At 61.1% G+C, this 22801-nt stretch carries 23 protein-coding genes; 14 read left to right on the forward strand and 9 right to left on the reverse strand.

Annotated features, from left to right (window positions below; translation table 11 throughout):
* Positions 1-15 precede the first annotated feature (15 nt).
* The 8 genes from LG281_RS13580 to LG281_RS13615 all read left to right on the forward strand — a co-directional run bounded on the left by LG281_RS13580 (position 16) and on the right by LG281_RS13615 (position 9298).
* Positions 16-405 carry a response regulator gene (locus LG281_RS13580; RefSeq protein WP_404401560.1) on the forward strand — a complete coding sequence of 130 codons (390 nt, stop codon included), beginning with the start codon at positions 16-18 and terminating at the stop codon, positions 403-405.
* A gap of 639 nt (positions 406-1044) precedes the next feature.
* Complete coding sequence (locus tag LG281_RS13585) at positions 1045-3561, forward strand: methyl-accepting chemotaxis protein (protein ID WP_404401562.1); 2517 nt, start codon at positions 1045-1047, stop codon at positions 3559-3561.
* Between the two features lie 185 nt (positions 3562-3746).
* Entirely contained in the window at positions 3747-4946 is a 1200-nt protein-coding gene (locus tag LG281_RS13590) for an ROK family transcriptional regulator (RefSeq protein ID WP_404401564.1), read from the forward strand.
* A 99-nt stretch (positions 4947-5045) separates the two neighbouring features.
* Entirely contained in the window at positions 5046-5408 is a 363-nt protein-coding gene (locus LG281_RS13595) for a methylglyoxal synthase (protein ID WP_404401566.1), read from the forward strand.
* A gap of 113 nt (positions 5409-5521) precedes the next feature.
* Positions 5522-6307, forward strand: a complete 786-nt coding sequence (locus LG281_RS13600) for an ABC transporter ATP-binding protein (RefSeq protein WP_404401568.1) — start codon at positions 5522-5524, stop codon at positions 6305-6307.
* Positions 6304-7008 (forward strand): ABC transporter ATP-binding protein, encoded by a 705-nt coding sequence (locus tag LG281_RS13605; RefSeq protein WP_404401570.1) that lies wholly within the window; start codon positions 6304-6306, stop codon positions 7006-7008. Before LG281_RS13600 ends, LG281_RS13605 begins: the two co-directional genes overlap by 4 nt.
* Positions 7009-7013: 5 nt before the next feature.
* Positions 7014-8018 (forward strand): branched-chain amino acid ABC transporter permease, encoded by a 1005-nt coding sequence (locus tag LG281_RS13610; protein WP_404401572.1) that lies wholly within the window; start codon positions 7014-7016, stop codon positions 8016-8018.
* Positions 8015-9298, forward strand: coding sequence for a branched-chain amino acid ABC transporter permease (locus LG281_RS13615; protein WP_404401574.1), 1284 nt, complete (start codon positions 8015-8017; stop codon positions 9296-9298). Before LG281_RS13610 ends, LG281_RS13615 begins: the two co-directional genes overlap by 4 nt.
* A gap of 82 nt (positions 9299-9380) precedes the next feature.
* Here LG281_RS13615 and LG281_RS13620 read toward each other — a convergent pair whose 3' ends face one another.
* The gene (locus LG281_RS13620) at positions 9381-9623 is read right to left on the reverse strand and encodes a sulfurtransferase TusA family protein (protein WP_404401576.1); all 243 of its coding nucleotides are present in this window, start codon (positions 9621-9623) and stop codon (positions 9381-9383) included.
* A 238-nt stretch (positions 9624-9861) separates the two neighbouring features.
* Here LG281_RS13620 and LG281_RS13625 point away from each other — a divergent pair, with 238 nt between their 5' ends.
* Positions 9862-10521 (forward strand): PilZ domain-containing protein, encoded by a 660-nt coding sequence (locus LG281_RS13625; RefSeq protein WP_404401578.1) that lies wholly within the window; start codon positions 9862-9864, stop codon positions 10519-10521.
* On the opposite strand, the gene LG281_RS13630 is transcribed toward LG281_RS13625, so the two are convergent.
* Positions 10518-11000, reverse strand: coding sequence for a CAP domain-containing protein (locus tag LG281_RS13630; protein WP_404401580.1), 483 nt, complete (start codon positions 10998-11000; stop codon positions 10518-10520). The two genes, LG281_RS13625 and LG281_RS13630, sit on opposite strands and share 4 nt — an antisense overlap.
* Positions 11001-11239: 239 nt before the next feature.
* Between LG281_RS13630 and LG281_RS13635 the strand changes: the two genes are divergently transcribed.
* Positions 11240-11506, forward strand: coding sequence for a hypothetical protein (locus LG281_RS13635; RefSeq protein WP_404401582.1), 267 nt, complete (start codon positions 11240-11242; stop codon positions 11504-11506).
* Here LG281_RS13635 and LG281_RS13640 read toward each other — a convergent pair.
* The 4 genes from LG281_RS13640 to LG281_RS13655 all read right to left on the reverse strand — a co-directional run bounded on the left by LG281_RS13640 (position 11503) and on the right by LG281_RS13655 (position 14566).
* Positions 11503-11910, reverse strand: coding sequence for a hypothetical protein (locus LG281_RS13640; RefSeq protein WP_404401584.1), 408 nt, complete (start codon positions 11908-11910; stop codon positions 11503-11505). The genes LG281_RS13635 and LG281_RS13640 overlap by 4 nt on opposite strands.
* Positions 11911-12003: 93 nt before the next feature.
* Positions 12004-13407, reverse strand: a complete 1404-nt coding sequence (fumC, locus tag LG281_RS13645; RefSeq protein ID WP_404401586.1) for a class II fumarate hydratase — start codon at positions 13405-13407, stop codon at positions 12004-12006.
* 121 nt (positions 13408-13528) lie between these two features.
* Positions 13529-13711 (reverse strand): 50S ribosomal protein L32, encoded by a 183-nt coding sequence (rpmF, locus tag LG281_RS13650; RefSeq protein ID WP_404401588.1) that lies wholly within the window; start codon positions 13709-13711, stop codon positions 13529-13531.
* Between the two features lie 138 nt (positions 13712-13849).
* On the reverse strand, positions 13850-14566 hold the full coding sequence (locus LG281_RS13655; protein WP_404401590.1) for a transglycosylase domain-containing protein: 717 nt from the start codon (positions 14564-14566) through the stop codon (positions 13850-13852).
* A gap of 104 nt (positions 14567-14670) precedes the next feature.
* On the opposite strand from LG281_RS13655, the gene LG281_RS13660 reads away from it, so the two are divergent.
* Together LG281_RS13660 and LG281_RS13665 are read left to right on the forward strand one after the other, a co-directional pair.
* Positions 14671-15552 carry a polyprenyl synthetase family protein gene (locus LG281_RS13660; RefSeq protein ID WP_404401592.1) on the forward strand — a complete coding sequence of 294 codons (882 nt, stop codon included), beginning with the start codon at positions 14671-14673 and terminating at the stop codon, positions 15550-15552.
* A complete protein-coding gene (locus tag LG281_RS13665; protein ID WP_404401594.1) occupies positions 15552-16106 on the forward strand; it encodes a GNAT family N-acetyltransferase in 555 nt (184 codons plus the stop codon). The genes LG281_RS13660 and LG281_RS13665 overlap by 1 nt, the downstream gene beginning before the upstream one ends.
* Here LG281_RS13665 and LG281_RS13670 read toward each other — a convergent pair.
* A complete protein-coding gene (locus LG281_RS13670) occupies positions 16057-16575 on the reverse strand; it encodes a GNAT family N-acetyltransferase (RefSeq protein ID WP_404401596.1) in 519 nt (172 codons plus the stop codon). The two genes, LG281_RS13665 and LG281_RS13670, sit on opposite strands and share 50 nt — an antisense overlap.
* Entirely contained in the window at positions 16572-17816 is a 1245-nt protein-coding gene (gene ispG / locus LG281_RS13675; RefSeq protein WP_404401598.1) for a flavodoxin-dependent (E)-4-hydroxy-3-methylbut-2-enyl-diphosphate synthase, read from the reverse strand. Before ispG ends, LG281_RS13670 begins: the two co-directional genes overlap by 4 nt.
* A 166-nt stretch (positions 17817-17982) precedes the next feature.
* Between ispG and LG281_RS13680 the strand changes: the two genes are divergently transcribed.
* Both LG281_RS13680 and LG281_RS13685 read left to right on the forward strand, forming a co-directional pair.
* Positions 17983-18141 carry a DUF3309 domain-containing protein gene (locus tag LG281_RS13680; RefSeq protein WP_404401600.1) on the forward strand — a complete coding sequence of 53 codons (159 nt, stop codon included), beginning with the start codon at positions 17983-17985 and terminating at the stop codon, positions 18139-18141.
* 101 nt (positions 18142-18242) lie between these two features.
* Positions 18243-19241 (forward strand): arabinan endo-1,5-alpha-L-arabinosidase, encoded by a 999-nt coding sequence (locus LG281_RS13685; RefSeq protein WP_404401602.1) that lies wholly within the window; start codon positions 18243-18245, stop codon positions 19239-19241.
* Here LG281_RS13685 and pyc read toward each other — a convergent pair.
* The gene (pyc, locus tag LG281_RS13690; protein ID WP_404401604.1) at positions 19238-22681 is read right to left on the reverse strand and encodes a pyruvate carboxylase; all 3444 of its coding nucleotides are present in this window, start codon (positions 22679-22681) and stop codon (positions 19238-19240) included. The genes LG281_RS13685 and pyc overlap by 4 nt on opposite strands.
* Between the last annotated feature and the right edge of the window lie 120 nt (positions 22682-22801).

Raw genomic sequence — 22801 nt, forward strand, 5'->3', positions numbered from 1 at the left:
TCAGCTGGGGAACCAATGCCAAAGGCCAGTGCAGTCAGCGTTTTGATCGTGGATGACCAGCAGTCGATGCGGGGCATCTGTAAATATATTCTCACGCAATTGGGCTTTAAGGACATCATCGAGGCCAAGTCGGGCCGCGACGCCTTGACCAAGCTCGAAAAGACCAATGTCGACCTGATCATTTCGGATTGGAATATGGAGGATGTGGATGGGCTGACCCTTTTAAAGGTCATCCGCAAGCATCCGCGCACGCAAGGCATGCCCTTCATCATGGCAACCGGCCGTTCGGACAAGGAACAGGTCAAGGAAGCCATCGAGTGCGGGGTCAACAACTACATCATCAAGCCGTTCGACGCGGCGACGATGAAGAAACGCATTGAAGCGGTGATCGGCGCGCTGTCGTAAGGCGGTTTCGGCAAGAATTTGCATTGGCCGCTGTCCTTCGGGGCGGCGGTTTTTGCTTTTGCGGCTAGTGGCTCTGCACGATGGTTTTGCCGGAGTGTGAGGAGAACGCGCCCAAACTTATCCCCGCCCCCGAAACGTCAAGTATGATGCTTTCCACGGACCCGCTTGATGGGCGCAGGCGCAACGAACGTTTGGGCGGGACCGGTCCGGGTCCGATGGGAGTCGTCCCAGCGGAGGCCCGAACGTCACCGTGGCCAGCCACAGCGATCCTGTGGTCACCGGGGAAACCTGGCGGGGATTGGCCCCAGCCCGAGCGGACGCCAAGCCAAAAAACCCGGACGTATGCGGCGAGGCGTGCCTCGCATCTATAATCAGTATGAGGCGCGTCTCGCCGCATACCGTCCACGCTATTTGACACCGGGGCTCGAGGGTCGCCGGACTTATTGGCATGCCGTCCGGAACGCGGGGGAGCGCTTTAGGAACACTTTACGCATTTGCCCTAAAACTAAAGTTGAATCGAGGGCAGTCTCTGCACCATCGGTACGGATGCGATCGAGCGGTGCCGTAAAGTGAGCGCCAGAATCCGTTGTCGGGGCGCCAGGAGGCTACGCTCATATCGGTTGAGGAGGACCCGGCAGAATGCCGGGAAAAGGGGGCATTCCCGTGCGCATATCGTCCGGCTTCAAGCTGCCGCAGCTTCGCATCGCGCAGAAGCTGCCGATCGCCTTTTTGTTGTCAGCACTTATCGTCAGTCTCGGGGTGGGCGTCGTGTCGTACCTCATCGGTTCCCAGACTGTGAGCGCGCTCACCGGCCGACAGCTCGAGACAATTTCGATCGAGCGTACGCGCGGGGTCGAGAATTTCCTGGGCGTGCTGCGCGACGACGTTTCCGCACTGGCCGGCTCGGATGCGACAGCGACGGCGGTGCGTGACTACGGCATCGCCTGGAACCAACTCGCCGACCCCACGGCCATCCTCCAGGAGGCCTTCATCGCCAACAATCCGAATGCGCCCGAAGAGCGCTATTTGATGGATTCGGCCGACATGCGGGAGAACTACAACTTCACCCATGGCCGCTATCACCCCGGCATGCGCAGCCATGCGCTTACACGCGGGTATGGCGATATCGCGATCGTCAATGCCGATGGCCATATCGTTTATACGGTCGCCAAACGCGACGATTTCGCGACGAGCGTGACTGACGGCGTGGCTGCCGATACGGCTGTTGCCGAGGTTTATGCGCGCGCCATGGCCGATCTCGAAGCCGGGCAGGTGGCCTTTTCCGACCTTGCCGCCTATCCGGCCAATGGCGGAGCGGCGGCCGTTTATGCCGGAGCGCCTGTTTTCGACAACCGTGGTAAGAAGGTGGGCGCGGTCGTCGCCGAGATCCCTGGCGCGCTGTTCAGCGCGCAGATGGAGCGCCGCACGGGCCTGGGCGAGACCGGCGAAAGCTTCATCGTTGGCCGCGACGCGCTCATGCGGACCGATTCGCCGTTCACCGAAAGCGCCGATCCGCTTGTGACCGAATTCACCGACCCGGTTGTGGCCGAAGCGCTTGAGGCGGGTTCGGCGCAGGGCATTTCGACCGATTATCGCGGCATGGATATGCTGGTCGAAGCCAATGCGGTCGACTTTCCAGGTCTCGAGTGGGTCGTCGTCACGGCCATGAGTGCCGAGGAGGCCTTTGCGCCGGTCACTGACATGCGCAATATGATGTTGGGAATCGGCGCGGTGCTGCTTGTCGCCGTAGGTGCGGTTGGGCTTATTTTCTCGCGTACGCTCTCCAAGCCCGTCACGCGGGTGACCGACACGATGGAGCGGCTCGCCGCAGGCGATCTTGATATCGAGGTCAGGGATGCGGGTCGACGCGACGAGATTGGCGCCATGGCGCGCGCGGTCGAAGTCTTCCGTACGAACGCGCAGAAGGTCGTCCGAATGAGCGAGGACGAAGTTGCGCGCGAAGAAGCGGCACGCCGCGAACGGGCGGAGATGATGCAGGATCTGCAACGCTCTTTCGGTGCGGTTGTCGATGCGGCGATCGCCGGGGATTTCTCCCAGCGTGTCGATGCATCCTTCCCGGACGAGGAACTCAACCGGCTCGCAGCAAGCGTCAATACGCTTGTCGAAACCGTCGAAACGGGCCTTTCGGACACCGGCGAAGTGCTTTCGGCGCTGGCGCAGGCGGATCTTACGCACCGGATGGATGGAGACTATCAAGGCGCATTCGCGCAATTGCGCGACGACACCAATGCGGTCGCTGAAAAAATCGCCGAGATCGTCTCGCAATTGCGCACGACATCGGGCGCGCTCAAGGCCGCAACGGGTGAAATTCTCTCGGGAGCAAACGATCTGTCCGAGCGCACCACGCGTCAGGCGGCAACCATTGAGGAAACATCGGCCTCGATGGAGCAGCTCTCCACAACCGTGCTGCAGAATGCCGAGCGGGCGCAGAATGCCCGGTCCTCCGCGCAAGATGCGCAACAGACCGCCGAAAGCGGTGGCAAGGTGATGGAGAATGCCAACGAGGCCATGGAGCGGATCACCGCGTCCTCGTCGCGCATTTCCGACATCATCGGGATGATCGACGATATCGCATTCCAGACCAATCTGTTGGCACTCAACGCTTCAGTGGAGGCTGCACGGGCCGGCGAGGCGGGCAAGGGCTTTGCGGTCGTCGCGGTCGAAGTGCGACGGCTGGCACAGTCAGCTGCCCAGGCGTCATCGGAGGTTAAGGCGTTGATCGAACAGAGTGTCACCGAGGTCCAAGGTGGTACGCGGCTGGTCGCGCAAGCGGGCGAAAGCCTCGGCAATATCGTCACCGCCGTGCGGTCGATGAACGCGCTCATGAACGAGATCGCCGACGAAAGCCGCGATCAGGCTCATTCAATCGAGGAGTTGAGCGCTGCCGTCCGCCAGCTCGACGAGATGACCCAGCACAACGCTGCGTTGGTCGAGGAGACCAACGCAGCCATCGAGCAGACCGAAGCCCAGGCGCGCGACCTCGACAGGATCGTCGACATTTTCACGATCGAGGGTGCAGCGCCGGAGGCTGAAGCAGGCGGCATCAAGGGATTGCAGAACAAGGTTGTCCGGGCCGCCCAATCCTATCTTACGCGCGGCAATGCGGCCGTCGATGCCGAATGGGCGGAGTTCTGACGCGCGACGATTTTCGCAGCTGCGAAAAAAGAAGTTAACAACAGTCCACTTTGGGCTTTGGTGGTCGTAATGTGATTGCTTTAGTCAAATTTGTTTGCCATAAATAGTACAAAGTGACCCTTGGATGCTGGCCACTCATCCAAAGTCACGACGATTCCTTTTTGGACATTCGGCGTGTTTGCGGCATGAACGAACACTCTCCAAATATTCCGACCCGCGTCGGCAGGGGCGGCTCGCAATCGGACTTGCGGCGGTATAACGAGCGGGTGGTCCTTTCCGCGTTGCGCCGTTATCCGGGGCTGTTTAATGCCGAATTGTCGCGGCGCACCGGGCTTGCGGCACAGACGATATCGGTCATCCTGCGTTCACTCGAAGAGCAGCGGCTCATCCGCCGGGGCGATGTTTTGCGGGGGCGTCGCGGACAGCCGGCGACGCCGATCTACCTCAATCCGCAAGGCGCCTACGCATTCGGCTGCTTGCTGGGCTGGCGGCAGTTCGACCTTGTGTTGTGCGATCTCGAGGGCAAGGTCGTCGTCGAGGAAAGCTGGCGATATGCTTATCCCGACCCCGAAGAGATGATCGGGCAGATTGCCCAGAGCGTCGGTCGGCTCCTGGAGCGGCTGCCATCCAATGCACGCAACAGGGCGTTGCGCCTCGGTCTTGCGCTGCCATCGGCAGGTGTCGGCGATGAGGGGGTCAAGGGTGTGCCACGGGCCGTCGCTGCCGCGTGGCGAGAGCGTAATGTTGCCGATGAGTTGAGCCTGCGGCTGGAAATGCCCGTTCGAGAGATCGGCGACGGTGCAGCAGCATGCAGCGCGGAAAATCGTCAGGTGATGGCGGCGTACTATAGCGATTTCGGCTATCTCCATCTTGGGCACACTATGAGTGGCGGCGTCGTTCTCGGTGGAAGGCTGTTTACAGGCCGGGGCGGCAAGGCCCCGGATCTGGGCGCTATGGTGGTTTGCACACATGCGGGACCGCGTGCCCGGGCAACGGATATCGCCGGATCGGGCGAACTCGAAGCGCAGCTTGAAGCCGCCGGTCAGCAGATCCCTGTGAGCGTCGGGCCGGACTGGGATTGGCAAACCGCCGGCGCGCCGGTTGAGCGCTGGTCGGAAGCTGCCGGACGCGCACTGGCGCAGGTCATTCATAACGCTCAGTCCGTCCTCGACTGCGGAACCTTCGTTATAGATGGGACTTTACCGCCATCGCTCATTGATGCCGTCATCGTCCAGACCCGGATGGCGATGGGCGAACAGCCAGCGCCACCAAGCGGGTCCGTTCAGCTTCTCCAGGGCCGGTTGGGCGCCTCGGCCGCTGCAATGGGCGCCGCCGACCTCGTGCTGTTCGAAACCTTCTTTGCTCTTCTCGAACCACAGAGCTAATTCCTGACATCCGTTCTGAGGGAACGCTTGGCAAGCTGTGTCTTGCAAGTCATAAGGGCGCGGTTGCCGCCGGTGTTCTTGTGCAAAGGAAACGTCTCAATGAAGCGGATCGGACTTGTTGCCCATGACGAGATGAAGGACGAAATGGTCGCCTTCGCCCGTACGCACCGGGAGCGGCTGGGCAATTTCACGCTTTTTGGAACGGGCACGACGGGGGGACGCGTTGCCGAAGGGACCGGACTTTCGGTAACATTGCTCAAAAGCGGCCCGCGGGGCGGGGATGCGCAACTCGGCGCCATGATCTGCGAAGGCGAACTCGACGCGCTTTTTTTCTTTATCGATCCGTTGACCGCGCTTCCTCATGATGTCGATGTCAAGGCGCTCGTGCGGTTGGCAACGCTCTATGATATCCCGCTGGCGGTCAATCGCTCCACAGCAGAAGCGGTGTTGGCGTCACTTTGATGGCGCTTCTGTGTTGACCGGACGCCCCGCTTGTGAACAGATGCCGCGGATTTTTCGGCCAATACGCCGAAATCGGCAGGGTCCAGAGATTTGAAACGGAGTTTTGGGGCACGGTGTCATTCGACGCGGTAATCGAGGTCCGCAACGTCTCGAAGCATTTTGGCGGCCTTTCGGCTGTCAACAATTGCTCGCTCGAAGTCGAGCGTGGTTCGATCACGGGGTTGATCGGACCGAACGGGGCGGGCAAGTCCACGCTTTTCAACATGGTGGCGGGCAATTTCGCGCCTACGAGCGGGCAAATCATTTTCAACGGTCAGGACATAACCGGCATGCGGCCTCATGCGCTGTTCAAGCTCGGTATGCTCCGGACGTTCCAGATCGCCCATGAATTCTCGAATATGACGGCGCTCGAGAACCTGATGATGGTGCCGCCCGAGCAGCCGGGCGAGCATCTCAATGCGTTGTGGTTCCAGCCGGCGCGCGTGACCAAGCGTGAGACAGAAGTGCGGCAGAAGGCGCTTGAGGTTATCGATTTCCTCAAGCTCGGCCACGTGCGCAACGAGCTTGCTGGTAACCTTTCGGGTGGTCAAAAAAAACTCCTCGAGCTTGGGCGCACCATGATGGTCGACGCGCAGGTCGTGCTGCTCGATGAGGTGGCTGCAGGCGTCAACAAGACTCTCTTGAACGATCTGGCGGGCAATATCGAGCGTATGAACAAGGAATTGGGCTATACCTTTTTCGTCATCGAGCACGACATGGATCTGATCGCAAGGCTTTGCGATCCGGTTATCGTGATGGCGCAGGGCGAGGTCATCGCCAAGGGTACGATGGAAGAGTTGCGCGCCAATCCGGCGATCGTCGAAGCGTATTTCGGCGGGCCGGTGGAGGCCATTCAATGAGCCTCGTCGAACTTCGGGACGTCACTGCCGGCTATGGCGGCGCGCCAATCCTTAACGGGGTCAATATCGAAATCGACGCCAGCGATATCGGCGTCATTGTTGGCCCTAACGGCGCAGGCAAGTCCACCACGCTCAAGGCCATATTCGGGCTTCTGACCGTGACGAGCGGCACGGTGACGTTCGCGGACAAGGACATCACCAATTCGGACGCAGACCGGCTGGTGCCTTTAGGGTTGTCCTTCGTCCCGCAAGAGCACAACGTTTTCACCTCGATGAGTGTGCACGAGAACCTCGAAATGGGCGCATTCATCCGGCGCGACGACATTTCCGACACGCTTGACGAAGTCTACCAGATGTTCCCGGATCTGAAGGCCAAGCGGCGCCAGCATGCCGGCGAACTTTCGGGTGGGCAGCGGCAGATGGTGGCGATGGGGCGTGCCTTGATGAGCAAGCCCAAGCTTTTGATGCTCGATGAGCCGTCAGCGGGACTAAGCCCGCGCTATATGATGGAAATTTTCGAGCAGGTGGTCAAAATCAATGCGTCGGGCGTGGGGATATTGATGGTGGAGCAGAATGCGCGCCAGGCGCTCGGCTTTGCCACCAAGGGGTTCGTTCTCGCCAACGGGCAAAACCGGTTCACCGGCACCGGGCAGCAATTGCTGGACGATCCGGACGTCGCCAAAAGTTTTCTTGGGGGGTAGCGGCGATGAACGACTTTATTTTCTTTTTCAATCAGGTGGTCATTGGCGGGGCCGTGCTCGGCTCGATCTATGCGCTGGGCGCGATCGGGATCACGCTGATCTTCGGCATTCTGCGGTTTGCGCATTTTGCGCACGGTGACATGATGACGATGGGGGCGTTTTTCGCCTTCGTGCTCGCGGGCCTTTTTGCCGGAATGGGGATCGTCACACCGGTGCCGACCGGCTTTCTCGTTCTCCCTATCGCCATGGTGATTGCAGCGGCGGTTGCCGTGGGGATCGACAAGGGGTTTTATGCGCCGCTCAGGGCGCGCGGCGCGCGGCCCGTGACACTTCTGATCGCCTCGATCGGTGTAACGATGATGATCCAGGGCCTGATCCGGCTCTTTTTCGGCGTCGAGACGCGCACGTTCTTTGAGACCGAACCCAAGCGGCTCTTTCGGATCGAGCTGCCGTTCGAAGGGGTGACGCGGCCGATTTCCTTTACCGAGCCGCAGGTTTATCTGATCGTTCTGACGCTCATCGCTGTCATAGCGCTGCATTTCTTCCTGACGCGATCCCGGCTGGGCAAGGGCATGCGGGCGATGGCCGACAATCCGGACCTCGCGCAGGTCTCGGGCATCAACACGCGCCTTGTTGTGCGTGTAACCTGGATCATTGCCGGTGCACTCGCCTGCATGGCCGGAACCATGCTGGCGCTCGATGTGACCCTCAAGCCCGATCTTGCGTTCAACATCATCCTGCCGATCTTTGCCGCCGCGATTGTGGGTGGTCTCGGCCAAGCTTACGGCGCGATTGCGGGAGGCTTCCTGATCGGGTTCGCTGAAACACTCGCCGTCTTCAACTGGTCGGTGCTCCTGCGGCCGTTCCGGGACAACCTGCCTGAATGGTTTGAAATTCCCGGATCGCTGTCGCTTGTGCAATCCGAATACAAGCTCACCGTGGCCTTTATCATTCTGGTCGTCGTTCTGCTCATCCGGCCTACGGGTATTTTCAAAGGAGCCTCGACATGACCAAGCGTTATATCGTGGCCTTTGTCGGGCTTTTCGTCCTCATCCTGGGCGTTGGTATGCTGATGGGGGCGCCGTTCACCGTGCGCCTCATGGTGGAGGCTTTTGCGTTCGCGCTAATCGCCATGGGCCTCAATATCCAGTGGGGTTTCGGGGGGCTCTTCAATTTCGGCATTCTGGGAATGCTGATGGTGGGGGGCTTCGCCGTCACGTTCATTTCCTATCCGGTCAATCCTGATTTCTGGGCATCTGCGGGGCCAGTGATGCTGGGGCGGACCCTGGTCGCGGCGGCAATCGGTGCGGTGCTGATCGTCATGGCGCATCGGGTTCAGCGGTTCGGTGTGACCGGCAAATGGCGCGCGACGATTATCGTACTTGCCTGGTTCATTGCCTATGTCATTTTCCGCAGCCAGATGGACCCTGCGGCCAATCTGATCGTTTCAGAAGCTGGCTGGGTCGGCGGGTTGGGCCTGCCCGTGGTTCTCGGTTGGGTCTTTGGCGGTGCTCTCGCTGCCATCGTCGCGTTCTTTGTGGGCAAGGTCAGCCTTGGGCTGCGCACGGACTATCTGGCGATCGCAACGATCGGCATTGCGGAAATCCTGCGGGCGGTAATCAAGAACCTCGAATGGCTCACACGTGGCACGCTGACCGTTTCGCCCATTCCCTGGCCGGTTCCCGACCCGCTGGCCTACCAAGCCATGGGTGCGGCGCCGACCGAAAGTTTCATTTATGCCCGCGCGGGATATCTGGCGCTCGTCATCGCCGTTGTCGTCTTGGCGCTCTGGCTCATCCACCGCGCCTATATGGGACCGTGGGGCCGCATGATGCGGGCGATCCGGGACAATCACATCGCAGCCGCGTCGATGGGTAAGGACGTGACGGGCCGGCAGCTCGAGATCTTCGTTTTCGGATCGGTGCTGATGGGGATCGGCGGGGCGATCCTCGTATCGTTCGTCCAGATCTTCGATCCCTCGAGCTATCAGCCGATACACCACACGTTCCTCATCTGGGTGATGCTGATCGTTGGTGGTTCGGGTAATAATTTCGGAGCGCTTTTTGGCGGGCTCTTCATTTACATTATCTGGATTCTGTCCGAACCGCTGGCGCAGGCGCTCTTTGTCGTGGCGAGCGGGTTTTCCGAGGACATGGGCTGGGGCGCCATTCCCGATATCCAGGCCCGGTCGGTGCAGATGCGCGTGTTCGTATTAGGGCTCGTGATCTCGATTGCGCTGAGGTTCGCGCCGCGCGGGTTGTTGCCGGAGGTCATCAAGCGCCACGACTGAAAGCGGTTCGAGAAACTGGGCGCTACCATCCCGGTCCGGACGTGAAGGGCCGCGCAAGCGAAATGGCGCAAAGGCAGAACCGCTAAATCGTGCCGCTGCCGCCCCTGCTGCGTTTTGTCACCGTGAAGGCAACGGCCTCCTCGGTGTCGGCGACAGCGCATACGTGCCCGTTCTGGTTACAGAAATGCGGGATATCGATCTTTGCGACCGGGTCGGTTGCAAGGATTATCACGGTTGCATCAGGGGCTGCGTTATCGAGCCATTTTTCGAGCTTGAGTACGGGTAACGGACAGCGCAGGCCGCGCGCGTCGATTTGAGCGGTCATAAAAGGGGTGCGGTTTGGTTTACGTCATGGAAGTTATAATCAGTCCTTAGCACAAAGACGAAAAAAGGACGTCCTCGATCAAGGATTTTTTCATCAGAACGCCCTAGCTTGGGCAAACTTTACTGGAGTATTCCCCGTTCCGAATGCGTCGGTGCGGGAATTTTTTGGTCGAGCAATTGCTTTGGCGGCACATTGCGGCGGGTGCTTGGTGGGGCAATTCTAACATGGGGACGCGGGAATGAGGGGTTCCGCTACCGTCCGGCTTGAAGCGGATACGCTGCTCGATGACCGGCTGCGCCACCTGGCGAATATGCCAGGGCGCTATTATCTCGAAAAATGGCGCGACAAGAGCGGCCGGAAAGTGTCGTCCTTTGCGTGCCGGATTCAGCGCATCTCGCCGCAGACTGTCACGCTTTCCGCGCCGGTCTCGGGAGATGTCGGTGACTGGGTCGTCATGCATTTCGACGAGTTCGGCATCTTGCGCGGCAAGATCGTGCGTCCTTTGGGGTTCGGTTTCGTCATCTCGCTGAAAATGAGCGACGCCCAGCGCGCCAGGCTTGCCGCGAAGGTGCTTTGGGCCGAGCGGCGGCGCAATTTCGAAGTCTCCGAAATGCGGCGTCACAAGCGGATTGTTCCACGCAATCCCGAGTCGGTCCTCATCCTTGCCGATGGCAGTCGGGTTGGTTGTTTCGTCATCGATATGTCGGCATCAGGGGTGGCCGTCTCGGCGGATATCCATGCCGAAATCGGTCTTCCACTGGCGGTGGGCTCGGTCGTCGGGCGCGTGGTGCGCCAGCTCGATCCCGGTTTCGCGGTCGAATTCGTCGAGCCGGTCGTGATCGAAGAGCTTGAAGCCCGGATCATTCGTCCGCAAAGCGTGGAACGCGAGGTGGGCTAGGATGCGAGCAGTACGACCCAATGGGCGCCATAGGCTGAATTGGGATCGTAGACCACGGCAAAGCCAGCACGGCCCGCCGACGGCGTTGCAAGGGCATTCGCGTCAGCGGGACTAGACCGCCATCCCGAGAAGGTTTCGGCGAAATTTAGATAACCTGCGCTCAACCGCATCACGGTAACGCCCGCGGGCGTGGCCGGAGGCGTTCCCGAACGCGCATAGGCTTCCGCCACTTGCCGCGCTTGTGCGTCGAGGGTGGCGTCGCCGGCGAGCGCCGGGACACCGCGGATCGTGCGGTACTGGTTGACGATGTTGAGCGCTGCGGCCCGGTCCATTTGTGCGCCGGGCTGATCAATGGCCGCAGTGAGTCCCTGCGGCAGACCAATCGTGGCGCCGCCGGGCGAGCAGGCGGCCAGCGCACCGGCGATCAGCAGGACGGTGGCAAAAAGGGGCGCGCGAAAGGGAGGTTTGGCGATCGGCATTGTCCGGTCCGTTTGATTTCGGTTGCCGGCTGATAGCGGCGTAAAGCCGCAAAATTGCGGCAGCTTTCCTAATCGAACCCTAATGTCCACAGGGGCGCGTTAACCATGCGAAGCGGTGCGCGTGGATTTCGTTAACAGCACGTTTACACTTGGCACGCCGATTGCCACTTTACGGGTAGAGCGCGTGTGTTTCCGTATCAAAATGGGACTGCGCCTCGAAGTGAGACAGGGTCAGTCGCATGCGTAACGGCGAGAGTGAAAAGCGTATCATTTCGGCACACAATCTGCCGATGGCCGTCGAGCGGTCCGCGCAACGACCGCCTATCGTGCGCATTGTGACGCAATCGGCCTTCACTGCACAGCTGATCGCGACACGCGACGCCATGCCCATTCAGCGTGCGCGCCGCCGCGCGAGCGACGGGGAGGCAAGTTCGGCTTATCGGCGCACCGATACGCTCGACGTCAAACGCTTGCCCATGGGGTACCGGAAAACACTCAGCGCTTAACTCTCCAACCCGCCGAATTGCACATCGCGAGCCGCCGCGCGGATCGAGACGGTGAAACCTGCAATCACGTCGATGAGCGCCATCACCATCAGGATGAAGAAGGCCGATGTGCCGCAGAAGGGCACGAGCAGGAATTCGACAAGGCAGATGATGAAGACCGCGGTCGAGAGCATATGATCGATGACCGATGCGCTGCCAAACCGCGTGGCTTTGAGGATTTCGCCGAAGAGCAGGACGAGTGAGACGATGATGAAGATGTCGGCGCTCGAAACCTGCCAGGTCGCGCCCGAAACAAGCGGGAGCGTGAAGAGGTCGTTTGCCCAGCCGGCTCCGTCTCCGAGGGCGAACAGTCCGATCAGGTTGTAGACGACCAAAGGCAGGGCGAGAAGCGGCGGGATGAACATCCGGTCGTTCCCTTTTTGTGCAACGGGCGATGTCAGAATGCCCTAAGCGGGAGAAAATCGCCAGCACCAAAATCAGGTGCCGGCGTTTGGATATTATTTCGCCGATGGCAGCGGGCCGACCATCTTTTCGGGGCGCACTTCGGCGTCGAATTCCTCGCCGGTCAAAAGCCCCAGATTGATCGCTTCCTCGCGCAGGGTGGTGCCGTTCTTATGCGCGGTTTTGGCGATCTTGGCGGCGTTGTCGTAGCCGATCTTGCGGTTCAAAGCCGTCACCAGCATCAGGGAGTTTTCAAGATGCTCCTTGATGCGCGGGCGGTTGGGTTCGAGCCCGATGGCGCAGTTGTCGTTGAACGAGGTTGCGGCGTCGGCGAGGAGCCGGACCGACTGGATGAAGTTGTAGGCGATGACGGGCTTGAAGACGTTGAGCTCGAAATTGCCCTGGCTTGCGGCGAAACCGATGGTGGCGTCGTTGCCCATCACCTGGGCGACGACCATGGTCATGGCTTCGGACTGGGTCGGGTTGACCTTGCCTGGCATGATTGATGAGCCGGGCTCGTTTTCGGGGATGGTGATTTCGCCAAGGCCCGAGCGGGGGCCGGAAGCGAGCCAGCGGACGTCGTTGGCGACTTTCATGAAAGCCGCAGCAAGTTGCTTGAGCGCGCCGGAGGCGCCGACGAAGGCATCGTGCCCGGCGAGGACGGCGAACTTGTTGGGCGCGGTGACGAAATCGTGTCCGGCGAGCCTGGAGATTTCCTCGGCCACGGTTCTGGCGTAGTCGGGATGTGTATTGAGCCCGGTGCCGACGGCGGTGCCGCCGAGTGCGAGTTCACGGAGCTGCGGGAGCGTGGCTTCGACGGCGGCGAGCGCGTGGTCGATCTGGGCGACCCAACCGGAGATTTCCTGCCCGAGCGTCAGCGGCGTCGCGTCCTGAAGGTGCGTGCGGCCGATCTTGACCACGTCCATGAATTCCCCGGACTTGGCGTCGAGCGTGTCGCGCAGGTGCTTGACCTTGGGGAAGAGCGTTTCAACGACGATGGTCACCGCCGCGATATGCATGGCGGTGGGGTAAGTATCGTTCGACGACTGGCTCATATTGACGTGGTCATTGGGGTGGACGGGCTTTTTCGATCCCATCTCGCCCCCCGCCAATTCGATGGCGCGGTTGGAGATCACCTCGTTGACGTTCATGTTGGATTGAGTGCCCGAACCGGTCTGCCAGACGACGAGGGGGAAATGATCGTTGAGCTTGCCGGCGATCACCTCGTCGGCCGCGGAAACGATGAGATCGCGCGTCGCCTCGTCCATCAGGCCGAGCTTAGTGTTGGTGATAGCTGCGGCCTTTTTGAGGATGCCGAAGGCGTGGACGATTTCGAGCGGCATCTTTTCGCCGCCGATGTCGAAGTTTTTGAGCGAACGGGCAGTCTGTGCGCCGTAGTACTTGTCGGAGGGAACCTCGATAGGGCCCATCGAGTCGGTTTCGGTCCGTGTCGTCATCATATCCTCCAGGCAAAGGCTATCGGGCAAAATAAAAGGCCAGCCCCGAACGTCAGGACTGGCCGTAAAGCTTTAATTCGAGCGCGGCAATGACGCTTTGGTCTAGTCGTATGCCGTGAGGGGCTTATTCGCCCTTTGGCTCAAGAATCTGACGGCCGCGATACATACCGGTCTTAAGATCGATATGGTGCGGGCGGCGCAGCTCGCCGCTATCCTTGTCTTCCACATAGGCTTTGGCCTTGAGCGCATCCGCCGACCGGCGGAAGCCACGCTTCATCGACGTAACCTTCCTCTTGGGCACTGCCATTTTCGTTACTCCATCTCGGTCGGTTCAGGGCCTCGTGGCAATACGTTCTTGCCGCGCCGGGCACGCCAAACCGTCAATTCGTGTTCGGATCGTGGCGCTCTATAGCGGATCGGCGCAGGTTTGGCTAGCCCCCAAAAACTACAGATCAGGCGGGCCGTCGAAGACGCAGCTCGCATGGCCGGAGAACTGTTGGGCGCGGGTCTGGACAATTTCCGCAACGCGGCGCAGCCCCGCTGTCGGATCGGCCGGGTTGCGCAAATGCGGGTTGGGCAAGGTGACGGCGAGGAGGCTGGCACGCTCCCAGGTGAAGTTTTCCGCCGTAGTACCGAAGGCATGCTGGGAGCCAGCCTCGATCCCGAAGGTTCCGTTCGGACCCCATTCTGCGATATTGAGGTAAATTTCCATGATGCGCTGTTTGGGCAGCACGAGGTCGATGTAAATCGCGAGCGGAATTTCGAGCGCCTTGCGGATCATCGAACGGTCGTTCCACAAAAAGAGATTACGGGCGACTTGCATCGTGATCGTGGAGGCGCCGCGTACGGGACGTCCGGCGAAATAGTCTTCGATCTCCGTCTGGAGTGCACTGATATCCACACCGAAATGGCGGCAAAACTGGCCGTCCTCCGAGAGGATCACGGAGGTCTTGAGTCTGTCGGAAATCTCGTTGATGCCGCGCCATTGCCGGTCGACCTGCTGGAGCGTGAGGTAGCGCGCGAGCATGGGGACCGAGACCGGCGGCACGATCCAGTAAATGGGGACCAGTAGGAGCGGAACAGCGACAAGAATGGCCAGCATCGCCACCGGCCATTTGAACCAGCGCCAGAGTCCGCTCTTGCGTTTAGACTTGTTTGCCACGCGATTTTTCCCAATCGTCGTCATGGGCGTCCTTGTGCCACAGGCGGGCTAAGGTTGTCTTTATGGTGTTGCCGGGAGGTGGCGAACGCATTAGCACTCCGGACATGGATCTTACCGACGCTCTCGCCGCCTGTGCGGTGGATACCGAATCCTTCCTTGCGGCCCGTCTCGATGTCGAGGGCGCTCCCACGCGCCTCGTTCGCGCCATCGCGCATGGGGCGCTTAATGGCGGCAAGCGGTTGCGGCCGTTCCTGGTGCGCGCGAGCGCGGAGGCTTTCGGTGTGGCGCATGCCGATAGCCTCGCGGCTGGGGCGGCGCTCGAGATGGTGCATTGCTATTCGCTGATCCATGACGATCTGCCCGACATGGACAATGACGCGATGCGCCGGGGCAGGCAGACGGTCTGGAAGGCGTTCGATCCCGCGCTTGCGATCCTGGCCGGCGATGCACTTTTGACCGAGGCGTTTGCCGTTCTGGCCGATCCGGTGGCGCACGCGGATGCGGCGATCCGGGTCGAACTGATCGGCGTTCTGGCATCGCGTGCAGGCATGCTCGGCATGGTCGGAGGACAGGTTGCTGACATTGAGGGGGAAACGATACCGCTTGACGAAGCTGGCATCATTGCCATGCAGCGGCGCAAGACCGGGGCGTTGATCGGGGCTGGCGTCGAGATGGGAGCTATTCTCGGGCGGGCGGACACTACCCAGCGCGCTGCACTCATCCGGTATGGCGAAGCGGCGGGGCTGGCGTTCCAGCTTGCTGACGACATTCTCGACGTCACCGCGACGAGCGCCGACTTGGGCAAGACTGCGGGCAAGGACGTTGCGCAGAACAAATCCACCATTGTCGCCCGGCGGGGGCTCAATGGTGCGCGGGACATGCTGATCGATGCCGTCGAAGATGGCGTCGCCGCGCTATCCGGTTTCGGGGCGGAAGCGGATATGCTGCGGGCGCTGATCGTGTATTTCGCGGAGCGGGAGAACTGATGCTGACGCTCAAACCAGACCTGCCATTCGTTCCGGTGATCGAAACCGAACGGTTGCGCCTGCGCGCGCATCGCCCGAGCGATTTCGATCATCTTTATATCATGTGGAGGGATGAACGCGTCTACCGCTACATCACCGGCAAGCCGTCGGGGCTATCGGATACCGAGACCCGGCTGACACGCGCGATAGGACATTGGGCAGCCTATGGTTTTGGCTACTGGGTGGTCGAGGAAAAGGAAGGTAGCGCTTTTGTCGGAACCGTCGGGTTCGGTCAGTTCCGGCGGGAGATCACACCCTCCATCGACGATATGCCTGAAGTCGGCTGGGTACTGTCGCCTCGGGCGCATGGGCGGGGCTATGCGACTGAAGCTGCCCGGGCGGCTATCGCTTGGGGCGATATGCAATTTGGCGCTCGAACTACGTGCTGCATCTTCCATCCGGACCATGCGGCTTCGATCCGTGTGGCCGAGAAGCTCGGTTACACGCGCTGGCGGATAGGACAGTTCAACGGTGAAGCGACGCCGATTTACGTGCGGGTGGCGCCAGCGCCTTGATCATGGGATGCACCTTCGTCTCTCCCCGCCAAGGCTTGACCGGGCCGTCGGGCACGTACCCAAGCGCGCTGTAAAATTCGCGTGCTGTGTTGGTGCTCGTCAATCGTACCGTTTTGACACCGAGCGCCGCGAGGCGGCTTTCAAGTTCGGCAAGAACGGCTTTGCTCACACCCATGAAGCGGACGGATGGGGCCACATAGTTGAGGGTAATTTCGCCGGAATGCCGTGCGCTGCCGACGGCGACGATCGCGCCCCGACGTTCAGCGACAAGAAGGATATTGCTCTCCTCAGCGATCCAGCCGCGCACGATTTCAGGTGTTTTGTTAGCGAGCCAGCCATTCAGGATGTCGTCCCGGTTGCCGTGATCGCGGGTGCACAATTCGCGGATCGAATTCCGCATGACCTCGGCGCACGCAGCAGCGTCGTCGGGCCGGGCTTCGCGGATGGCGATGCCCACTGATTCCTTCATTCCGCCGCCGAAGCGGTGCCGCCTGAGCCGAACCGCTGCTCGATATAATCCGCGACCATTCTCTTGAACTGGTCGGCCACGTCCGCACCTTTGAGTGTCACCACCTTCTTGCCCTCTATGAAGACAGGGGCCGAGGGGGCTTCGCCGGTGCCAGGGAGGGAGATGCCGATATCGGCGTGCTTGCTCTCGCCCGGACCGTTGACGATGCAGCCCATCACTGCGACCGAGAGGGTCTCGACGCCGGGGTATTTCTCGCGCCACTCGGGCATTGAGCTCGAAAGGTGATCCTGGATATCCTTGGCGAGAGTCTGGAACGTCGTCGATGTCGTGCGCCCGCAACCCGGGCATGCCGCGACCACGGGAACGAACTGTCTGAAGCCCATGGTCTGGAGGAGTTCCTGGGCTACCTTGACCTCGAGGGTGCGGTCGCCGCCGGGCTCGGGGGTCAGGGAAATGCGGATCGTGTCGCCGATGCCCTGCTGGAGCAGGATGCCGAGCGCCGCCGAGGAGGCGACGATGCCTTTCGAGCCCATGCCCGCCTCGGTGAGGCCGAGGTGTAGCGCATAATCGCAACGGACCGCCAATTCCTCATAGACCGCAATCAGTTGCTGGACGTCGGAGACCTTGGTCGAGAGGATGATCTTGTCGGGACCCATGCCAAGCTCTTCGGCACGCTCGGCCGAATAGAGGCCGGAGCGGATGATCGCTTCGCGCTGAACATGTGCCGCGCTCCACGGGAGTTCGCGGGTGGCGTTTTCGTCCATGAGCGCGGTCAGGAGTTCCTGATCGAGCGAGCCCCAGTTGACGCCGATGCGAACCGGCTTGTCATAGCGGAGCGCGATGTCGATCATCTGGGAGAATTGCTTGTCGCGCTTGTCCTTGAACCCGACATTGCCCGGATTGATGCGGTATTTCGCAAGCGCCTCCGCGCAAGCGGGGTGGTCGGCGAGGAGTTTGTGGCCGATATAGTGGAAATCACCCACCAGCGGCACATCGATGCCGCGGATCAGCAATTGATCCCGGATATGGGGCACGGCGGCCGCAGCTTCGTCGCGGTCGACGGTGATGCGGACGATTTCTGAGCCGGCACGCGCTAGCGCGGCGACTTGGGAAACGGTCGAGGCGATATCGGCGGTGTCGGTGTTGGTCATCGACTGTACGACGATAGGCGCGCCACCACCCACGGTGACGTTGCCGACTTTGACCCCGACTGTTTTCTTACGCGCGTCCGGCCCGGCCATGGCTTCGTCCTTGATGCAGTATTGTCTTTGGGAAGTGGCGCTTTCCGCTGTTGAAGTCAACCCGGCATCATGACGCTGTTATGGCCATGCAGGTTAAGCCCGACAGGAACGATTTGCCACGCAAACACTTGACCCATGGTATGTTTCCAACGCGAGGGATGTCTCAATGACCCTTTCGACAATCATTTTGATCATTCTGATCCTGTTGCTTATCGGTGCCCTTCCGACATGGGGGTATTCTCGCAGCTGGGGATACGGACCAACAGGTATTCTCGGTGTTATCGTCATCGTTGTTCTGATTCTGATGCTCATGGGTATGATCTGAGCCAGCACGGACGGACGATGCTTGCGTCGGGTGGGCGATAATGGTGTTGTCCCACCGGATCGTCCGGACGTGCGTCGGAACGCCTTGACGCAGGAGGAGAGATGTCGAAGCGTGCAATCGGCGCGATTGTGGCGCTGGCGCTAAGCGCGGCTGCCGCTGCTGCGGAGGACCAGCCTGTGCTTTCGGGCAATATTTTCATTCATGATCCTTCCGTCGTCGTTATCGAGGGGACATTTGCCTCCTTTGCCACGGGTGTGGAGCGCGCGGCCGATGGAGGGACGCCTCGAACGAAATCGTCGCCCGACGGATTGACCTGGACCGAAACCGGCGCGCTGCAAGGCGGGCAACCCGAATGGATCGCCGATGCGCTCGGGCGAATGCCCCCCAATCTCTGGGCGCCGTCGATTTCCGAATATGAGGGCACGCATTATCTTTATTACGCGGCGTCGACGTTCGGATCGAACAACAGCGCCATCGGGCTTATGACCAATGATGCGTTCGACGCGACCGATCCCGCGACGGGGTGGCGGGACCAAGGCATGGTGCTGCGTAGCCATAGATCCGATGCCTATAACGCGATCGATCCGTTCCGTATCGATACCGAGGGCGGCGCGTGGCTGGCGTTCGGCTCGTTCTGGGATGGCATTCACTTGGTAGAGATCGATCCGCGCTCGGGCAAGCGGATCGATGATGCCGAACCCCTATTGATCGCATCGCGCCACGGTGGCGCAATCGAGGCGCCGGCCATCCTTGAGCACGACGGGGGCTACTTCCTTTTCGTTTCGTTCGGGCATTGCTGCCGGGGCGTAGCGAGCGACTACCGCATTATGGTGGGGCGATCGGATGCTGTCACGGGCCCCTACCGCGCAAAGGACGGGGCTGATATGCGCGAAGGCGGCGCCACCGAGGTGCTTGCTTCGGATGGGCGTTACCGAGGACCCGGCGGGCAGGAGGCGTTCATGGGGCCTGACGGCCCCATGCTTGCTTACCACTATTACGACGCGGCAGCTGGCGGACGGCCCAAACTCGGTCTGGCGCCCCTAAGCTGGGATGCTGAGGGGTGGCCCGTGATCGGGCCATTCCCTGAGGCGGAGGGCTAAGCCTCCAGTCTCACCAGAAGATCCTTGGCGTCGATCTGGTCGCCGGGTTTGACCAGGACTTCCGCAACGATACCGTCGGCCTCGGCGTGGAGCGCGGTTTCCATTTTCATTGCTTCTATCGAGAGCAGCACATCGCCTGCGGCCACCTTCTGCCCCGCCTGGACGGCGACCGAAGAGATGACGCCGGGCATCGGTGCGCCGACCTGGTTTGCATCGTTAGGCGCGGCCTTGGGGCGGGCGACGATCTCGCCAGCCTTGAGCCGGTCAGGAACCGTGACGGTGCGCGGTTGGCCGTTCAACTCGAAGAAGACGCGGACCATGCCCTTTTCGTTGGTTTCCGAGCGTCCGAGCAATTGGACGACGAGGGTCTTGCCCTTTTCGATGTCGACCAGCACCTCGCTGCTGGCGGGCAGGCCGTAGAAATAGACCGGCGTCGGCAGCACTTCGGTGGGGCCGTAGGTTTCCTGGGCCTTCGCGAATTCGGCGAAGACCTTGGGATACATGAGATATGAGGCGAGCCGGTAGTCGTCGATCGCATCGAGACCGGTTGCTTCCAGCGCCTTCTTGCGTTCTTCCTCGAGATCGGCGGGCTTGAGATAGGATCCTGGCCGTTCCGTGAGCGGGGCACGGGCCTTTAAGACCTTCTTCTGCAGCTTTTCGGGGAAGCCGCCGGGGGGCTGGCCCAGATCGCCGGCGAAGAAGCCGATCACGGAGTCGGGGAAGGAGATTTCCTTGTCCGGATTTTCGACGTCGGCGCGGGTAAGGTTCGATGAGACCATGGCGAGCGCCATGTCCCCCACAACTTTCGAGGAAGGGGTTACCTTCACGATGTCGCCGAACATCTGGTTGACGTCGGCGTAGGTTTGGGCGACCTCGTGCCAGCGGGTCTCCAACCCCATCGAGCGGGCCTGCTCTTTCAAATTCGTGAACTGGCCGCCGGGCATCTCGTGGAGATAGACTTCCGAGGCCCCGCCTTTGAGATCGCTCTCGAAGGCCGCATATTGGGCGCGTACGGCTTCCCAGTAGAACGAGATTTCACGGATGACCTTGGGATCGAGCCCGCTGTCGCGCTCGGTGCCGCGCAGCGCAGCGACGAGCGATCCGAGTGTGGGCTGGCTGGTGGTGCCCGAAAAGGCATCCATGGCTGCGTCGACGGCATCGACACCCGCGTCGCAGGCTGCGAACACCGTGGCGGCTGCGGCGCCGGAGGTGTCGTGGGTGTGAAAGTGGATCGGCAAGCCGATTTCTTCCTTGAGGGTCGAAATCAGCTTCCGCGCAGCGGCGGGCTTCATGAGCCCGGCCATGTCCTTGATGCCGAGCACATGGGCCCCTGCGGCTTCGAGTTCCTTGGCGAGCCCGACATAATATTTGAGATCGTACTTGGCCCGGTCGGGGTCGAGCATGTCGCCGGTGTAGCAGAGTGTGCCTTCGCAGACCTTTCCGGCTTCATTGACTGCGTCCATCGAGACGCGCATGTTCTCGACCCAGTTCAAACAGTCGAAGACCCGGAAGACGTCGATCCCGCCTTCGGCGGCCTTTTTGACGAAGAACTGGACGACGTTGTCGGGATAGTTGGTGTAGCCGACGCCGTTGGCCCCGCGCAGCAGCATCTGGGTGAGGATGTTCGGTGCACCCTCGCGCACCTTGGCCAGCCGTTCCCACGGGTCTTCGTTGAGGAACCGCATGGCGACATCGAAGGTCGCGCCGCCCCAGCATTCGAGAGAAAAAAGCCCCGGCAGCCCACGCGAATAGGCCTTGGCGATGGCGGCGATGTCGAAGGTACGCATACGGGTCGCCAGGAGCGACTGGTGGCCGTCGCGCATGGTGGTGTCGGTGAAGAGAACGCGGGTTTGTGCCTTCATCCAGTCGGCGAGGGCTTTGGGGCCGTCCTTTTCGAGGATCTGGCGCGAGCCGTCCATGGCATTGGCCGCCGGGTATTCAGGCACCATGGGGGGGGCGTGTTCGCCAGGCTTGGCACGGTCGCGGACTTCGGGATGCCCGTTTACGGTCACGTCCGCGATGTAGGTCAAAAGCTTGGTCGCCCGGTCCTGCCGCTTGGGCATATCGAAGAGTTCGGGCGAGGTATCGATGAAACGTGTGGTGTAGGTGTTGTCGCGAAATTTAGGGTGCGCGATGATGTTTTCGAGGAAGGCGAGGTTGGTCGAGACGCCCCGGATACGGAATTCGCGCAGTGCGCGATCCATGCGGGCGATCGCCTCTTCTGGCGTCGGCGCCCAGCAGGTAACTTTTTCAAGAAGCGGATCGTAAAACCGGGTAATGACCGCCCCTGAATAGGCGGTGCCGCCGTCGAGGCGGACGCCGAAGCCTGTGGCGCCGCGATAGGCGGTGATGCGGCCGTAGTCGGGGATGAAGTTTTCTTCGGGGTCTTCGGTCGTGACACGGCACTGCAGGGCGTGGCCGTGCAGGACAATGTCTTCCTGCTTGGGGATGCCCGATTCCGGTGTGCCGATCACCGCGCCGTCCATCACGTGGATCTGTGCTTTGACGATGTCGATGCCGGTCACCTCTTCGGTCACCGTGTGCTCGACCTGGATGCGCGGGTTGACCTCGATGAAGTAGAATGCGTCGGTATCGGCATCCATCAGGAATTCGACGGTGCCTGCGCAGCGGTAATTGGCTTCGCGACCAAGCTTGAGTGCCGCATCGGTCAGCGCCTTGCGGGTCTTTTCATCGAGATATGGTGCGGGCGCGCGCTCGACGACCTTCTGGTTGCGGCGCTGGACCGAGCAGTCGCGTTCGAACAGGTGCACGAGGTTGCCGTGGTCGTCGCCGAGCAATTGCACCTCGACGTGGCGGGCGCGCTCGACGAGCTTTTCGAGATACATCTCGTCCTTGCCGAATGCGGCCTTGGCCTCGCGCTTGCCCTCTGAGACCTCGTGGCGGAGTTCCTTTGCCGAGTTGATCCGCCGCATGCCGCGTCCGCCGCCGCCCCAGCTTGCCTTGAGCATCAGGGGATAGCCGATATCTTCGGCCATCTTTTCGACTTCATCGAGATCGTCGGGAAGCGGTTCGGTCGCTGGGACGACGGGCACGCCAGCCTTGATCGCCATGTTGCGCGCGGCAACCTTGTTGCCGAGATCGCGCATAGTCTGGCTGCGCGGGCCGATGAAGGTGATGCCGGCATCGGCGCAGGCGTCCGCGAATTCGGGACTTTCCGAGAGCAGGCCATAGCCGGGGTGGATTGCGTCGGCACCGGAAATCCGCGCGATTCGGATATATTCGTCGATCTGCAAATAGGCTTCGACAGGGCCCTTGCCGTGGCCGATCAGATAGGCTTCGTCGGCCTTGAACCGGTGCAGCGCCAGTTTGTCTTCCTCGGCGAAGACCGCGACCGTTTTCAACCCCAGCTCATTGGCGGCGCGGAAGACGCGGATGGCGATTTCCGAACGGTTGGCGACGAGGATTTTCTTGATCGTCATGGGAACCGACCCCTTGGTTCTGTGCCCGGAGGAGGCGCGGGCGCGATGGAGAGCAGTCTATCGATGATTGAAGTCGGCAAAGCCGGTAGAGGCAAGCCGAAAGTCTTCCGAGGCCCAGGG

Source organism: Pelagibacterium halotolerans (assembly GCF_044811015.1).
Taxonomy (GTDB): domain Bacteria; phylum Pseudomonadota; class Alphaproteobacteria; order Rhizobiales; family Devosiaceae; genus Pelagibacterium; species Pelagibacterium halotolerans_A.